Genomic DNA, 15,663 nt, shown 5'->3' with positions numbered 1-15,663 from the left:
AAGCAGCCTTTCTCGACCGGTTTCATCGACGACCAGGCGCGCTGCGTTCGCACCGTCCAATCGGTTGTCACCTCGAGGGGGAAACTACCGGTTTGACTGTGCAACTGCGATCAACGGCTGGTCGGAGGGTAAATATAGCCCTTGGGAATTTATGAATGGTTGTCCCGTGAATTCCTTGACCTTGCCGGCGGAACGGGCCAATCCAAGACGGGCGCGGAAGCGTGATAGTCTGAGGGTTTTCATGCCGGTTCATCTTGCACATCTGCTGATCGTCGCCGGCGGCGGCGCGATCGGCGCTGGCGGCCGCCATCTGGTGAACCAGATGGCGCTGAAGCTGCTCGGGCCGTCGTTTCCGTGGGGCACGCTGATCGTCAATATCGTCGGCTCCTTCGCGATGGGGCTGCTGATCGGCGGACTGGTGAAATGGATGCCGGTGGGAGGCGGGCAGGGCATTCGCCTGTTCCTGGCCACGGGGATCCTCGGCGGCTTCACGACGTTTTCCGCCTTTTCGCTGGACGTCGCCGTGCTGTGGCAGCGCGGCGCGACGATGACGGCGTTCGGCTATGTCGCCGGTTCGGTGCTGCTGTCGATCCTGGCGGTGTTCCTCGGCCTTTGGGTCATGCGGGGGCTTGAGCCGTGAGCGGTGTCCAGCATGTTCATGTCGGCAACGACGAGGACGGGATGCGCCTCGATCGCTGGTTCCGGCACCATTTCCCGCAGGTCACGCAGGGCTATCTCCAGAAGCTGCTGCGCACCGGCCAGGTGCGCGTCGACGGCGCCCGCGCCAAGGCCGCCGATCGGTTGAGCGAAGGCCAGGAGATCCGTGTTCCGCCGGTGCCATCCGCCGACGAGCGTCGCGCGCGACCGAAACCCGGCTTGTCGGCGGCCGACCGGGATTTCCTCGAGTCGATCACGCTCTACGAGGACGACGACCTCCTGATCCTGAACAAGCCGTCGGGCATCGCGGTGCAGGGCGGCACCAAGACGACGCGGCATATCGACGGACTGCTCGCCGGCCTAGGCGAGGATGCCGATACGCGCCCGCGGCTGGTGCATCGCCTCGACCGTGACACCTCGGGCGTGCTGGTGGTCGCGAAGAAGCGGCAGGCAGCGGCCAAGATGGGCCGCATGTTCCAGACCCGCTCGGTGCGCAAGATCTACTGGGCGGTGGTGCGCGGCCTTCCCAGGCCGTCGCAGGGCAAGGTCGACGCCGCGCTCATCAAGGCGGCGACGCCCGAAGGTGACCGCGTGCGCGCGGCGCGCCCGGGCGAGCACGAGGAGGCGCAGAAGGCGGTCACCCATTTCTCGGTGGTCGACCATGCCGCACAGAAGTTCTCCTGGATGTCGTTGAAGCCGGTGACCGGCCGGCAGCACCAGCTGCGCGCGCACATGGCGATCCTCGGCCACCCGATCGTCGGCGACGACAAATATCGCGACGACCGGGAATTGCCGGACGCGATCGAGAACCGGCTGCATCTGCATGCGCGTCGCATCGCCTTCCCGCACCCCGCGACCGGCAAGACTGTCGATGTTACGGCGCCCCTGCCTGAACACATGACGAGAACGTTCGCCGTCCTCGGCTTCCAGGTCAATCGCGTGACGGGCGACGGGGGCGAGGACTGAACGATGGCGGCGCAATCCACCACGGCCGACGAATACCGCGTACACGACCGGCTCGACGCGGTGGCGACGACGCTGGTCGTGATCCTGTGCCTGGTCTGGGGCCTGAACTACGTCTCGATGAAGGTGGTCAATCTCGGCTTTCAGCCCATTTTCGTGGCCGGCCTGCGGTTCGCGCTGGCTGCTGTCGTCATATTCTTCTGGTGCCTTTTCCGGCGGATTCCGCTGTTCGGCGCCGACGGCACCCTGATCCCGGGCATCATCGCGGGCTTCTGTTCGGCGCCGAATTCGCCTTCATCCAGACCGCGCTCGACTATACGAGCGCATCGCGCAGCGTGGTGTTCACCTACACGATGCCGTTTTTCGTCGCGCTCGGCGCGCACCTGTTCGTGCCGGGCGAGCGGATGAACGCGCTCGGCTTCATCGGCCTGGTGCTGGCGTTCTCCGGTGTCGCGTTCGTGTTTTCAGACAGGCTCAGCCTGCCGTCGCCGGATGCCTGGCTCGGCGATCTCATGTGCATCGCGGCGGCGATCCTGTGGGCGTCGACGACGATCGTGATCAAGACGACGAAGCTGCGTTACGCCACACCGGAGAAGGTGCTGGTCTACCAGATTGTCGTCGCCGCCGTGGTGCTGACCCCGATCGCGCCACTTTTTGGCCCTCTGATACGCGATATCACGCCCATTGTTCTCGGTGCCTTCGCTTTCCAGGTGGTTATCGTGGTCTCGACCACGTTCCTGGTCTGGTTCTGGCTGATCCGCAACTATCCCGCCTCGCGGCTCACTTCGTTCACCTTTCTGACACCGGTTGCCGGCGTGCTCATGAGCGGGTTTCTGCTCGACGAGCCGATCAGCTGGAAACTCGGCGTCGCCCTCGTGCTGGTCGCGGCCGGCATCTATCTGGTCAACAGGCCGGTGCCGACACCGGCGAATCCCTGAGTTCGTACATGCGCCTGATCCTCTTCGACTGCGACGGCACGCTCGTCGACAGCCAGAATATCATCGTCTCCACCATGCACGCCGCATTCGCGATGCACGGAATCACCGTGCCGTCGCGCGATGCGGTGCTCGGAATCGTCGGCCTGTCGCTGGAACAGGCGATCGCGACGCTGCTTGGCGACCAGGCCGATCGCGCGGCGGAAATCGCCGCTACCTATCGCGACGAGTTTCACGGCCGGCGCCAGGGCGGTGTGCTGGAGCCGCTCTATCCCGGCGCGCGCGAGATCGTGACGACGCTGGCCGAGCGTGACGATACGCTGCTCGGCATCGTCACCGGCAAGTCGCGCCGCGGCGTCGACGCGGTGCTTGGCGGGCACGGTCTGCTCGACTATTTCGTAACGATCCAGACCGCCGACGACGCGCCGTCCAAGCCGCATCCGGCGATGGTCCTGCAGGCGCTGTCGGCGACCGGGGCGGATGCCGCCCACGCGGTTGTAATCGGCGACACGACCTACGACATGATGATGGCCCGCTCGGCCGGCACGGGTGCCGTCGGCGTGAGTTGGGGCTATCATGCGCCGCAGACGCTGCCCGCGGCGGGCGCGGAGATCGTGCTGACACGCTTCGAAGACCTGCCGCCGTGGCTGGAACGGCGTTGGGCGGCATCCGAAAGCGCCGCATGAGCGACGAGACCGTGCAGGACGATCCGAAGGCAAAAGCGCAGGAGGGCGCGCGCGCGGCCCTGCCGAAGCGTTTCTACAAGACCGCCGACGTCGCCGAAGGCGAGGGCGGCTGGTTCGTTCGCCTCGACGAGCGGCCGCTGCGCACGCCCAAGAAGCGCCGGCCGGTCCTGCCGGACCGTGCGCTCGCCGAGGCGGTTGCGGCGGAATGGGACGCGGTCGAGGACGTCATCGATCCGGCGGCGATGCCGCTGACCCGTCTCGTCAACACGGCGATCGATGGCGTTTCGGAGACGATGGACGCGGTGGCGCGGGATGCGGCCCGCTTCGCGGAGAGTGATCTGCTGTGCTATCGCGCGGAAGATCCGGAGGGGCTGGTCGCCCGCCAGACCGAGGTCTGGGATCCGCTCGTCGAGTGGGCGAGGACCGATCTTGGACTGAAGTTCAACCTGGCCGCCGGGGTGATGCATGTCGCCCAGCCGCCCGAAACGCTGGACGCGGCGTTGGCGCACCTGGCGGGGTACGACGCATTCACATTGACCGGCCTGCACGTGATGACGTCGCTGACCGGTTCTCTGGTGATAGCGCTTGCCGTGGTGCACGGGCGCCTGTCGCCGGAAGAGGCGTGGGCCGCCTCCCTCGTCGACGAGGACTGGCAGATCAGCCGGTGGGGCGAGGACGAGGACGCGATGAAGCGGCGTCGCCGCAACTGGCGCGAGATGGAGGCCGCCGCGCGCCTGGCACGGCGACCGTAGCAATTATCTCGTGATCAAGCCGCTGCGGCGGCGCTTTCCAGATCGTCGATCACCTCGCGCAGCTTCGCCTGCACCTCGACAGCCACCTCGCCCAGCGTCGGGCTCTCGATCGCCTGCATCGAGGCGATCGGATCGATCGCGGAAACCTCGACCGTGCCGTCGGTGTGCTGCTGGACGATGACGTTGCAGGGCAACATCGTGCCAATCTTGTCTTCGGCCTGGAGCGCCCTGTAGGCGTGCGACGGGCTGCAGGCGCCAAGAATGCGATAGGGCTTGAAGTCGACGTCGAGCTTCTTCTTGAGCGTCGCGCTCACGTCGATCTCGGTGAGCACGCCGAAGCCGTGCCGGGCAAGCGAGGCCGTGACGGCGGCTATGGCGTCCTCGAAGGACATATCGACGGCGCGGGAGAAGTGATAGTCGCTCATGAGTGTGCTCCTTTAGCGAGCTTTGGGTCATACATATTCGCCAATACGAATATATCGGCCGATCCACCGGGAACGACAAGGTCTACCCGCGAAAATTGACAGGACTTTGCCGACTCCCCGTCGGCGGATACCCATGCTATTGACCGATCCCGAGAAAACGAAACGGGATCCGTCCAGTCATGAAGGCGATACTCGAACAGCTCGAGTCCAGGCGCGCGGTAGCGCAGGTCGGCGGTGGCACCGCACGCATCGAAGCCCAGCACAAACGCGGCAAGCTGACCGCGCGCGAGCGGCTGGCGCTCCTGCTCGATGAAGGCTCCTTCGAGGAGTACGACATGTTCGTCGAGCATCGCTGCACCGATTTCGGGATGGCGGACGCCAAGATCCCGGGAGACGGCGTGGTGACCGGCTGGGGCACGATCAACGGTCGCACCGTCTTCGTCTTCGCCAAGGATTTCACGGTCTTCGGTGGCTCGCTGTCTGAGACGCACGCCCAGAAGATAACCAAGATCCAGGACATGGCGCTGAAGAACAGGGCGCCGATCATCGGCCTGTTCGACGCCGGTGGCGCACGCATCCAGGAGGGCGTGGCGGCGCTCGGCGGCTACGGCGAGGTGTTCCAGCGCAATGTGCTTGCGTCCGGCGTCATCCCGCAGATTTCCGTGATCATGGGGCCGTGCGCGGGCGGCGACGTCTATTCGCCGGCAATGACCGACTTCATCTTCATGGTGCGCGACACGAGCTACATGTTTGTCACCGGGCCGGACGTGGTGAAGACGGTCACCAACGAGACCGTGACGGCCGAACAGCTGGGCGGGGCGAGCATCCACACGGTCAAGTCCTCGATCGCCGACGGCGCCTATGACAACGATGTCGCCGCGCTCATCCAGATGCGCCGGCTGATGGACTTCCTGCCGGCCAACAACGAGGAGGGCGTGCCGGAGCTGCCGAGCTTCGACGATGCGGCGCGGATCGAGGGGTCGCTCGACACGCTGATCCCGGACAATCCGAACAAGCCCTACGACATCAAGGAACTGATCCTGAAGGTTGCCGACGAGGGCGATTTCTTCGAGATTCAGGAAGCCTTCGCCAAGAACATGGTCACCGGGTTCGGCCGAATCGGCGGCTCGACCGTCGGTTTCGTCGCCAACCAGCCGATGGTGCTTGCCGGCGTCCTCGATTCGGATGCGTCGCGGAAAGCCGCCCGCTTCGTGCGCTTCTGCGACTGCTTCTCGATCCCGATCGTCACCTTCGTCGACGTGCCGGGCTTCCTGCCCGGGACCGCGCAGGAATATGGCGGCCTGATCAAGCACGGCGCCAAGCTGCTGTTTGCCTATGCCGAGGCGACGGTGCCGAAGGTCACCGTTATCACCCGCAAGGCCTATGGCGGGGCTTACGACGTCATGGCGTCGAAGCACCTGCGCGGCGACGTGAACTACGCCTGGCCGACCGCCGAGATCGCGGTGATGGGCCCGAAGGGCGCGGCCGAGATCCTGTATCGTTCCGAGCTCGGTGATCCCGAAAAAATCTCCAAGCGGATCGACGAATACACCAACCGCTTCGCCAATCCGTTCGTCGCCGCAGAGCGGGGCTATATCGACGAGGTGATCATGCCGCATTCGACGCGCAAGCGGATCGCCCGCGCGCTCGACATGCTGCGCAACAAGCACCTCGAGAACCCCTGGAAGAAGCACGATAACATCCCGCTGTGACGGCGGGATGTTGCGGGCCGATCAGCCCTTGGTCAGACGCTCCGCGTGCCAGGCGATGTGGTCGGCCATGAAGGTCGAGATGAAATAGTACGAGTGGTCGTAGCCCGGCCGCATGTTGAGCGTGAGGGTGATGCCGGCGGTCTCGCAGGCCGTCTTGAAGGCTGCCGGATCGAGCTGCTGGCTGAGGAAATTGTCCGCATCTCCCTGATCGACAAGGATTTCCGGCACTTTGCGCCCGTCCTCGACGAGCGCGGTGGCGTCGTAGGCGCGCCAGGCTGACGGGTCAGGCCCGAGATAGGCGGCAAGCGCCTTCTGGCCCCAGGGGACGGCGATCGGATTGGTGATCGGGGCGAAGGCCGAGACCGAGCGATAGGTCCCGGGGGCCTTCAGCGCGATCGTCAGGGCCCCGTGACCGCCCATGGAATGGCCAAAGATCGCCTGCCGGTTCATGTCCGCCGGAAAGTTTGCCGCCATCAGCGCCGGCAGTTCCTCGGTGACGTAGCTGTACATATTGAAATGCGGCGCCCACGGGGCCTCGGTCGCATCGACATAGAAGCCGGCACCCTGGCCGAGGTCATAGGCCTCGTCGTTGGCGATGTCGTCTCCACGCGGAGAGGTATCGGGGCAGACGAGGATGACGCCGTGCTCGGCCGCCGCCTTCCGGTATTCGCCCTTCTCCATCACGTTGGCGTGGGTGCAGGTGAGGCCGGACAGGTACCAGAGGACCGGGCAGGGACCGCTCTCGGCCTGTGGCGGCACGTAGACGGCGAAGGTCATCGGGCAGCCGCAGGTGGCCGATTCGTGTCGGTAGACGCCCTGAACGCCCTCGAACGCCCGGTTGGTCGATACGGTTTCCATCAGTTCCGCCTCCGTTTCCGCGATTCGGCGGCGACCCTAGCCGATCGCGGCGTCAAATGCTCGCCGGCGGGGGGCGGTCGATGGTCACGCCAGATCGGCTTCCAGGTCGTATTCGCTGGCCTTTACCACCCGTGCGCGGACGATGTCGCCGGGCGTGAGGTCATCCTCGTGCGGGATGAAGACCGAGCCGTCGATTTCCGGTGCGTCCCAGACCGAGCGGCCGGTGGCGCCGTCGCCGTCGACTGAATCGATGATGACGTCGATCTCGCGGCCGACCTTGGTCTGAAGTCGCGCGGCGCTCACCTCCTGCGCCGCTTCCATCAGCGCGGCCCAGCGCTCTTCGGTGACGTCCTCGGGCACCGCGCCGGGCAGCTCGTTCGACGTCGCGCCCGCGACCGGCTCGTACCGGAAGCAGCCGACGCGATCGATATCCGCTTCGGCGACGAAGTCGAGCAGGGCCTCGAAGTCCTCGTCCGTCTCTCCGGGAAAGCCGACGATGAAGGTCGAGCGGACGGCGAGGTCCGGGCAGACGTCGCGCCAGCGACGGATGCGCTCGAGCGTCTTTTCGGCGTGGGCGGGGCGCCGCATCGCTTTCAGCACGTTCGGGCTTGCGTGCTGAAACGGGATATCGAGGTAGGGCAGCACCTTGCCGTCGGCCATCAGCGGGATCACCTCGTCGACGTGCGGATAGGGGTAGACGTAGTGCATCCGGACCCAGACGCCGAGTTCTCCCAGTTCCTTGGCCAGGTCGAAAAAGCGAGTCCTTACAGGGCGTCCCCGGTATTCCCTCTCTTCATACTTGAGGTCGACGCCGTAGGCCGAGGTGTCCTGGCTGATCACCAGCAGTTCCTTCACGCCGGCCTTGACCAGCTTCTCGGCCTCCATCAGCACGCGGTCGGCCGGTCGCGAGACCAGGTCGCCGCGGATGTGCGGGATGATGCAGAAGGTGCAGCGATTGTTGCAGCCCTCGGAAATCTTCAGATACGCATAGTGGCGCGGGGTCAGACGAAGCCCTTCCGGCGGAACGAGGTCGACGAAGGGGTCGTGCCTGGGCGGCACCGCCTCGTTCACCGCGCCGACAACGGCCTCGTACTGGTGCGGGCCGGTGACGGACAGGACGTCCGGGAACTGGTCGCGGATACGGGATTCCTCGACGCCCAAGCAGCCGGTGACGATCACCCGGCCGTTCTCGGCAATCGCTTCGCCGATCGCTTCCAGCGACTCCTCCTTGGCGGAATCGAGGAAGCCGCAGGTGTTGACGATGACGACATCGGCGCCGTCATAGTCCGGCGAGACGGCGTAGCCTTGCGAGCGCAGTTTGGTCAGGATGCGCTCGGAATCGACCAGTGCCTTGGGGCAGCCGAGGCTGACTATGCCGACGGTCGGGGTGTCGTTGGGCATGAAGTGGCGTCCAATCGGGTTGAAGGCGCTTTGCCTACACCAATCTATGGCTCGGAAACCAGTGTTTCCGGCAAATCGCTCAATATCACTGACCGCCCGGCGATCTGGGCTTATGATCCGCCAAAACGGTTTCGGAACAGATATGGATCTTTTCGAACTTTTCCAGCGTCTGGGCCTGGCACTCGCGATCGGCTTTCTCGTCGGCGTCGAGCGTGGCTGGAAGGAGCGCAGCGGCGCGGAGGGCAGCCGGACGGCGGGCCTGAGGACCTTTGCGCTGAGCGGTCTTCTCGGCGGAATCGCGGGGTTGATTGGACGGGAAATCAGCGAAATCGCGGTCGGCCTGATCTTCGTCGCCTTCAGCGCCGTCTTCGCCGCCTACAAGTGGCGTGAGGGGCAGGCGGAGAACGACTACAGCGTCACCGCGGTGGTCGCCGCCATGCTGGTCTTCGTGCTCGGCGCCTATGCTGTTCTCGGCAACATGACGGTGGCCGCCGCCGGCGGCGTCGCGACCGCCACCCTTCTGGCGTTCAAGAGCATGCTGCACGGCTGGCTGAACCGTCTGACATGGCCGGAGATCCGCTCGGCCGTGATCTTGCTGGCCATGACTTTCGTGGCGCTGCCGATCCTGCCCAACAGGGGCTACGGGCCGTTCGACGCGCTGAACCCCTACGAGATCTGGCTGATGGCGGTGCTCATTGCCGCCGTTTCGTTCGCGGGCTATGTGGTTATCCGCCTGGTCGGCGAGAAACGCGGCGTGCTGATTGCCGGGGCGGCCGGCGGCCTGGTCGCCTCCACCGCCGTGACGCTCGACCTGGCGCGGCGCTCCAAGGACGATGGCGGTCGAAGCGCGTTGCTGGCCGGCGGCGCCGTGGTGGCCGGCGCGGTGATGTTCCTGCGTATCCTCGTCGTGGCGACCGTGATCGACAATGCGTTGTTCGAGAAGCTCGTGTTGCCGCTGGGTGCAGCCGCCCTGGTATCCGGCGGAATCGGGCTTCTGTTCGCCAACCACCAGATCGATCCGCACAACGCGGAAGCCTCGCCAGATCTCGGCAATCCCTTCGATCTGCGGTTCGTTCTGCGGTTCGCGGCGCTGCTGGGGGTCGTCATGCTGCTGGCTGCGGCGCTGCGGGCATGGTTCGGGCCCGACAGCGCGGTCTGGCTCGCGGCCGCGGCCGGTCTTGCCGATGTTGACGCGATTACGCTGTCGATGTCCCGGCACGCGGGCGGGGAAATGCCGATGGATACCGCGGTGCTGGCCATTCTGGTCGTCGGCTTCTCCAACTCCTTCTCCAAGGCGGTGATGGGGGCTATTGCCGGCAGCCTGGCGTTTTCGATCCGTTTCGCCGTGGCGATGGTGCTGTCGGTCGGTGTCGCTGTCGCAGTCTATTGGATCACGGTGCTCCAGCCGGGCCTGATACCCGGTTAGGAGCATTTACGGGCGCGCCCGGCACGATTAAAAGACGGGGCGCCATACCGACTGGCGTTCGGCCAGACCGCGCAATTCCGAGGGGCTCCAACAGAAGATGTTCTCAAAGATCCTGATCGCCAACCGTGGCGAGATCGCCTGCCGGGTCATCAAGACCGCCCGGAAGATGGGCATCGCGACCGTCGCGGTCTATTCGGATGCGGACAAGGATGCGCTGCACGTCGAGATGGCCGACGAGGCGGTGCATATCGGCCCGCCGCCGGCCGCGGAGTCCTATCTGATCATCGACAAGATTCTTGACGCCTGCCGCCAGACAGGCGCGGAAGCGGTGCATCCGGGCTACGGCTTTCTGTCGGAGAATTCGAAGTTCGCCGAGGCGCTGGACAAGGCCGGTATCGCCTTCATCGGCCCGCCGGTCGGCGCCATCGAGGCGATGGGCGACAAGATCGAATCCAAGAAGGCCGCCGACGCCGCCGGCGTTTCGACCGTGCCAGGCTATCTCGGCGTGATTGGGGACGAGACGGAAGCCGTCAAGATCGCCGACGAGATCGGCTATCCGGTGATGATCAAGGCGTCGGCAGGCGGTGGCGGCAAGGGCATGCGCGTCGCCTATTCGGCCGACGAGGTGGCCGAAGGCTTCACCCGTGCGAAATCCGAGGCGAAGTCCTCGTTCGGCGACGATCGCGTGTTCATCGAAAAGTTCATCGAGAACCCGCGCCACGTCGAGATCCAGGTGATCGGCGACAAGCACGGCAACGTCGTCTATCTGGGCGAACGGGAATGCTCGATCCAGCGGCGAAACCAGAAAGTGGTCGAGGAGGCGCCGAGCCCGCTTCTCGACGAGAAGACCCGCAAGGCGATGGGCGAGCAGGCGGTCGCGCTGGCCAAGGCCGTGGACTACTTCTCAGCGGGAACCGTCGAGTTCGTCGCCGGCCAGGACAAGTCCTTCTATTTCCTGGAGATGAACACCCGCCTGCAGGTCGAGCACCCGGTGACCGAGATGATCACCGGCATCGATCTGGTCGAGCAGATGATCCGGGTCGCGGCGGGCGAGAATCTGCCGTTCGGCCAGGGCGACATCAAGCTCAACGGCTGGGCGATCGAGTCCCGCGTTTACGCGGAAGACCCGTTCCGCAACTTCCTGCCCTCGACGGGCCGTCTCGTGCGCTACCAGCCTCCGATGGAGGGCACCGACGATGACGGTCTGACGATCCGCAACGACACTGGCGTCTACGAGGGCGGCGAGATCTCGATGTTCTACGACCCGATGATCGCCAAGCTGGTGACCCACGGGCCGGATCGCAAGAGCGCCATCGAGCACATGAGCCGCGCGCTCGACGCCTTCTATATCGAGGGCATCCAGCAGAATATCCCGTTCCTGTCGGCGCTGATGGAGCACCCGCGCTGGATCTCCGGCAATCTGTCGACGGCCTTCATCGCCGAGGAATATCCCGACGGTTTCCATCCGCGCGCGCCCTCCGGCCGTGCCGAGCGCGTGATCTGCGCGGTCGCGACCTGTGTCGACCATCTCAACAATACGCGCAGGCGGGCCATCACCGGTCAGCTGAACGGCGAGGGCTACCGGTTCCCGAACCGGCGCATCGTCCGGCTCGACGGGCGCGAGGTTCATCTGTCCGTGTCCGGCGAAATGCCGGATTACTCGATCGCCTTCCTGGAGGACGGGGACGACAAGCCCGTGCACGTTCATTCCCATTGGGTTCCGGGCAAACCGGTATGGATGGGAACCATCGACGGCGAGGGCGTCTCTGTACAGGTCAAGCCGACGCTGACCGGCTACGCGCTTGCCCATAGCGGGGTATCGCTCGAAGCCGACGTCTTCACCGAGACGGAAGCCGAGCTCGCCGCCCTGATGCCGATCAAGGAGCCGCCGGATACCTCGAAGCTGCTGCTTTGCCCGATGCCGGGGCTGGTCGTGTCGATCGCCGTCGCCGAGGGCCAGGAGGTCAAGGCCGGGGAGACGCTTGCCGTCGTGGAGGCGATGAAGATGGAGAACGTGCTGCGCGCCGAGCGCGATGCGACGGTCTCCAAGGTTCACGCCGCCCAGGGCGACAGCCTCGCCGTCGACGCGGTGATCATGGAATTCGAGTAGAGTCGCCGGCCGTCGCATTCGGCCGGCTTGGGCCGGTTCGTTGGCGGCTCGGGGGAGCGCGGAGAGTTCCGCGAAAAATTGAGTTCTGCCCGTGCTCAGCTCCAGCAGCCTGTGACGGGCGGCGTGCCGAAGGCGTCCAAGGCCGTTTCACAACGCGGCTATCCAAACGTCGCGCGTTCGCTATAACGCGACAGCATTTCAACCGGCGGAAAGGGGAACGGCATGCGGATGTTGTCGGGCCTGTTGAGAAAATTCGTGCGCAACGGTCGCATGCGGCTCTACGACGCCTCCGGGGCCCTGCACGAATTCGGCTCCGGCGAAAACGGACCGACAGTCACCGTTCGCCTGCACGACAAGGCACTGCACCACAAGCTCGCCTTCAATCCCGAGCTGATCGCCGCCGAAGCCTATATGGACGGCACGCTGACCTTCGAGGACGGCTCGAACGTCCATCAGTTCCTGGAGCTGTTCTCGGTCAACCGGTCGGGGCTGGCGTCGGCCGGATCGCAGAAGCTGTTGCGCCGCGCCTGGCGCGGCCTGAAGCGGTGGCAGCAGGCCAATCCGCTTGGCGTCGCCGCGGAACATGCCCGCCACCACTACGACCTGTCGACGGACATGTACCGGCTGTTCCTCGACGAGGGGCTCAACTATTCCTGCGCCTATTTCCGCGATCCCGACAACGAGACGCTGGAGGAGGCGCAGCGGGCCAAGCTCATCCACATTGCCGCGAAGCTGCGTCTCGAGCCCGGCATGAAGGTCGCCGAGATCGGCTCGGGCTGGGGGTCGCTGGCGATCCAGCTCGCCAAATGCGGCACGCAGGTCACCGCGATCAACGTCTCGCCCGAACAGCTCAAGATCTCGCGCCAGCGTGTCGAGGAGGCCGGGGTCGCCGACAAGGTGACGTTCTTCGAGCGCGACTACCGCGAGCTTGACGGCAAATTCGACCGCATCGTCTCCGTCGGCATGATGGAGCATGTCGGCGTCAATTATTTCGACGAGTATTTCGGCAAGGTGCGCGATCTTCTGACCGATGACGGCTACGCCATGATCCATGCGATCGGCCGCATGACGCCGCCGGGCACGACCGGGCCGTTCATCCGCAAGTACATCTTCCCGGGTGGCTACGTGCCGGCCATGTCGGAGGTGTTCGCTTCGCTCGAACGGGTGGGCCTTTGGGCCTGCGACAACGAGATCTTGCGGCTGCATTACTACTATACGATCCGGCACTGGCGGGAGCGCTTCGCGGCGAACCGCGAGGCGGCCAAGGTGCTCTACGACGAGCGTTTCTGCCGGATGTGGGAGTTCTATCTCTCCGCCGTCGAGCTCGGCTTCCTGCACGGCTCCAACATGGTGTTCCAGCTCCTGCTGTCGCGGGAGCGGGACGCGGTGCCGATCATCCGCGATTTCATCGTCGACGACGAGCGCGCGCTCGTGAAACCGATGCGGACGCGGAAGAAGGCGGCGGAATAGGCCGCGCATTTTTCTTCTCGAAACGCTTCGGATTCCCGCTTTCGCGGGAATGAGCGGAGATTGGGGAACGGCTCGGCCACAGACAGAGGCCGTCTTAGCCGGGGCTGTCCGGGTCATCCACGGTTTCGTCTTTCGCCGGCGCCGCGCTTGGATGCCCGGAACACGTCCGAGCATGACGCGAGTGGCCGATGGCGCGGCCTCGCCCCGCCTGCTCATTCCCGCGAAAGCGGGAATCCGGGGCCGCGGGGCAGGGGCTGAGACAGGAAACGTCATGCCCGGGCTCGACCCGGGCATCTTGTGCCGTTATCCCGTCATTGCCGGGTCAGGCCCGGCAATGACGTGGAAATCGGAACGCGGCCCTATCAATCCTGTGCTGCCTCCCCCCTTGACCCGCCGCACCTATCCTGCTCGCCTAGTCTCATGACCGACGCGCAGCCGATGAGGACCGTCCATGTCCGAATCGAGGGCAGGGTTCAGGGCGTCTATTTCCGCGCCTGGACGGCGGAGAACGCACGCGCCCTCGGGCTTTCGGGCTGGGTGCAGAACTGCCGCGGCGCGGCGGTGGAGGCGGTGTTCTCGGGTGATCCGGGCGCCGTCGCGACGATGCTGAGGCGCTGCGAGGATGGCCCGCGCGACGCGATCGTCGCCAACGTGACGGTAATGTCCGAGGGCGGCGCGATTCCGGACGGGTTTTCTATCCGCCGTTCGGGCTGACGGTTTTTCCGAAGACGTCCTCGAAGCGGGCGCGCAGCGCCATGTCGACTTCCGGCATGGAGACGATGCGGCCGAGATCGGCCAGGCTGGTGACGCCGTGTTCGGCGATGCCGCACGGCACGATGCCGGAGAAGTGCGAGAGGTCCGGCTCGACGTTGATGGCGATGCCGTGGAACGACACCCAGCGGCGCACACGGATGCCGATCGCCGCGATTTTCTCTTCGATTCCAGGGCCTTTGTCGGGACGGCGGACCCAGACGCCGACGCGGCCCTCGCGGATCTCGCCGTCGACGGCGAAGTCGGACAGCGTGCGGATCACCCAGTCTTCCAGGTCGGCGACGAAGCGGCGGACGTCGCGGTCGCGCCGGTTCAGATCGAGCATGACGTAGGCGATGCGCTGGCCGGGGCCGTGATAGGTCCAGCGGCCGCCGCGGCCGGTGCGCACCGTCGGGAATCGCGTCGGGTCGGTCAGCTCGGAGTCGGACGCCGTCGTCCCGGCGGTGTAGATCGGGGGATGTTCGAGCAGCCAGACGAGCTCGGGCGCGGTGCCGGCATGGATTTCGGCGACGCGCGCCTCCATGCGCGCCAACGCATCCTCGTAGGCGACAGGATCGTCGCTGACCTGCCACTCGATTGCGGGAACCGCGATGTCCTGCCGATTCTCGGGTTCCGTTTCCAGGAAATTAACCATCCGCTAACCACGTTCGACCAAGCATTGGGCCGCGTCCAGGCGACATATCAGCACTAAATGAAGGGCGGACGGCGTTCATGTCCACCGTAGAGAACGTCACGATCGATTTGGCGGTGCAACTCGGCACCGCGACCATGCCGGTCCACCAGCTCCTGCGGATGGGCCGCGGCGCGGTGATCGCGCTCGACCAGCTCGAATCCGAGGACGTGGTGCTGCTCGCCCACAACACGCCGATCGCCAAGGCGCAGGTGATGGTGCAGGGCGAGAACATCAAGGTGACGATCACCCGGATGCTGCCGTTGCCGCCGGAGCGCCGCCGCTCGACGAGACCGGCGGATCCGGCGGGCGGAGATGCCGAGACCAGTGCCGCGACGGACGCGCTCGCGGCAGCGGCTGACCAGGCAAACGCGGCGGAATCCCGGACCGATGACGCGGTGGCGCCCGACGACCAGACGGTCTGAGCCGTCATCGTCGCGTCATTCCGGTTGGCAAACGCCTCCGCCCCCCTTGTGAGCGCGGTGTTCCTTTGCTACATCACCGCCGTGTTCGCGGCCCTTGCGGCCTTGCGGACAATCGCGGTCGTGGCGGAATTGGTAGACGCGCAGCGTTGAGGTCGCTGTGGGGTAAAACCCGTGGAAGTTCGAGTCTTCTCGACCGCACCAAATTGAACGTGTTGAATTCGGGCCCCTGAAAGCACATCGCTTTTGGGGGTTTTTCGTATCCGCAGCCCGGCGGGCGGGGTGGGCGCGTGGACAGGATCGGCGGGTCGGTGATCAGCGTTGCGGGATCGTCGCCGAATCCGAATCGGCAATCGGCACCGCGAACCTCGCCGGCGAGGTCATCCAGACCGGCAATGCCTATCC

The 15,663-nt window shown here is 65.4% G+C and carries 16 protein-coding genes and 1 tRNA gene; 13 read left to right on the top strand and 4 right to left on the bottom strand.

All coding sequences use genetic code 11. The features are described 5' to 3' along the window. Positions 1 to 241 precede the first annotated feature (241 nt). Genes crcB through ACSF9G_RS12505 form a run of 6 tightly spaced genes read left to right on the top strand, consistent with a single transcriptional unit; the run spans position 242 to position 3,993 of the window. The gene (gene crcB / locus ACSF9G_RS12530) at positions 242 to 640 is read left to right on the top strand and encodes a fluoride efflux transporter CrcB (RefSeq protein WP_436642004.1); all 399 of its coding nucleotides are present in this window, start codon (positions 242 to 244) and stop codon (positions 638 to 640) included. Further along, a complete protein-coding gene (locus ACSF9G_RS12525; protein WP_436642002.1) occupies positions 637 to 1,623 on the top strand; it encodes an RluA family pseudouridine synthase in 987 nt (328 codons plus the stop codon). The genes crcB and ACSF9G_RS12525 overlap by 4 nt, the downstream gene beginning before the upstream one ends. 3 nt (positions 1,624 to 1,626) lie before the next feature. Beyond that, positions 1,627 to 2,028: a DMT family transporter gene (locus ACSF9G_RS12520; RefSeq protein WP_436642000.1), complete on the top strand. Its 402-nt coding sequence runs from the start codon at positions 1,627 to 1,629 to the stop codon at positions 2,026 to 2,028. Continuing rightward, a complete protein-coding gene (locus ACSF9G_RS12515) occupies positions 1,956 to 2,558 on the top strand; it encodes a DMT family transporter (RefSeq protein ID WP_436641998.1) in 603 nt (200 codons plus the stop codon). The genes ACSF9G_RS12520 and ACSF9G_RS12515 overlap by 73 nt, the downstream gene beginning before the upstream one ends. An 8-nt stretch (positions 2,559 to 2,566) precedes the next feature. Beyond that, positions 2,567 to 3,241, top strand: a complete 675-nt coding sequence (locus tag ACSF9G_RS12510; protein ID WP_436641996.1) for an HAD-IA family hydrolase — start codon at positions 2,567 to 2,569, stop codon at positions 3,239 to 3,241. Next, positions 3,238 to 3,993, top strand: a complete 756-nt coding sequence (locus tag ACSF9G_RS12505; protein ID WP_436641994.1) for an ATP12 family chaperone protein — start codon at positions 3,238 to 3,240, stop codon at positions 3,991 to 3,993. The genes ACSF9G_RS12510 and ACSF9G_RS12505 overlap by 4 nt, the downstream gene beginning before the upstream one ends. A 14-nt stretch (positions 3,994 to 4,007) precedes the next feature. Here ACSF9G_RS12505 and ACSF9G_RS12500 read toward each other — a convergent pair whose 3' ends face one another. Next, on the bottom strand, positions 4,008 to 4,418 hold the full coding sequence (locus tag ACSF9G_RS12500; RefSeq protein WP_436641992.1) for a DUF302 domain-containing protein: 411 nt from the start codon (positions 4,416 to 4,418) through the stop codon (positions 4,008 to 4,010). A gap of 179 nt (positions 4,419 to 4,597) precedes the next feature. Here ACSF9G_RS12500 and ACSF9G_RS12495 point away from each other — a divergent pair, with 179 nt between their 5' ends. Continuing rightward, entirely contained in the window at positions 4,598 to 6,130 is a 1,533-nt protein-coding gene (locus ACSF9G_RS12495) for an acyl-CoA carboxylase subunit beta (protein WP_436641990.1), read from the top strand. Positions 6,131 to 6,151: 21 nt separating this feature from the next. On the opposite strand, the gene fghA is transcribed toward ACSF9G_RS12495, so the two are convergent. Continuing rightward, positions 6,152 to 6,988 carry an S-formylglutathione hydrolase gene (fghA, locus tag ACSF9G_RS12490; protein WP_436641988.1) on the bottom strand — a complete coding sequence of 279 codons (837 nt, stop codon included), beginning with the start codon at positions 6,986 to 6,988 and terminating at the stop codon, positions 6,152 to 6,154. A gap of 84 nt (positions 6,989 to 7,072) precedes the next feature. Continuing rightward, complete coding sequence (gene rimO / locus ACSF9G_RS12485) at positions 7,073 to 8,389, bottom strand: 30S ribosomal protein S12 methylthiotransferase RimO (protein WP_436641986.1); 1,317 nt, start codon at positions 8,387 to 8,389, stop codon at positions 7,073 to 7,075. A gap of 142 nt (positions 8,390 to 8,531) precedes the next feature. Between rimO and ACSF9G_RS12480 the strand changes: the two genes are divergently transcribed. The 4 genes from ACSF9G_RS12480 (at position 8,532) to ACSF9G_RS12465 (ending at position 14,109) form a co-directional block, all read left to right on the top strand. Further along, a complete protein-coding gene (locus tag ACSF9G_RS12480; protein WP_436641984.1) occupies positions 8,532 to 9,815 on the top strand; it encodes an MgtC/SapB family protein in 1,284 nt (427 codons plus the stop codon). A 97-nt stretch (positions 9,816 to 9,912) separates the two neighbouring features. Then, a complete protein-coding gene (gene accC / locus ACSF9G_RS12475) occupies positions 9,913 to 11,925 on the top strand; it encodes an acetyl-CoA carboxylase biotin carboxylase subunit (protein WP_436641982.1) in 2,013 nt (670 codons plus the stop codon). A gap of 222 nt (positions 11,926 to 12,147) precedes the next feature. Beyond that, entirely contained in the window at positions 12,148 to 13,395 is a 1,248-nt protein-coding gene (locus ACSF9G_RS12470; RefSeq protein WP_436641980.1) for a class I SAM-dependent methyltransferase, read from the top strand. Positions 13,396 to 13,833: 438 nt separating this feature from the next. After that, complete coding sequence (locus ACSF9G_RS12465) at positions 13,834 to 14,109, top strand: acylphosphatase (RefSeq protein ID WP_436641978.1); 276 nt, start codon at positions 13,834 to 13,836, stop codon at positions 14,107 to 14,109. Here the strand turns inward: ACSF9G_RS12465 and lipB are convergent. After that, complete coding sequence (gene lipB / locus ACSF9G_RS12460) at positions 14,090 to 14,800, bottom strand: lipoyl(octanoyl) transferase LipB (protein ID WP_436641976.1); 711 nt, start codon at positions 14,798 to 14,800, stop codon at positions 14,090 to 14,092. The two genes, ACSF9G_RS12465 and lipB, sit on opposite strands and share 20 nt — an antisense overlap. Positions 14,801 to 14,877: 77 nt before the next feature. On the opposite strand from lipB, the gene ACSF9G_RS12455 reads away from it, so the two are divergent. Then, a complete protein-coding gene (locus ACSF9G_RS12455; protein WP_436641974.1) occupies positions 14,878 to 15,261 on the top strand; it encodes a FliM/FliN family flagellar motor switch protein in 384 nt (127 codons plus the stop codon). Between the two features lie 114 nt (positions 15,262 to 15,375). After that, positions 15,376 to 15,462 (top strand) — tRNA-Leu (locus ACSF9G_RS12450). The last annotated feature ends 201 nt before the right edge of the window (positions 15,463 to 15,663 follow it).

The sequence above is a fragment of the Microbaculum mangrovi genome, assembly GCF_051390635.1.
GTDB lineage: Bacteria > Pseudomonadota > Alphaproteobacteria > Rhizobiales > Tepidamorphaceae > Microbaculum.
This window is presented reverse-complemented; position numbering and strand designations above follow the sequence as displayed.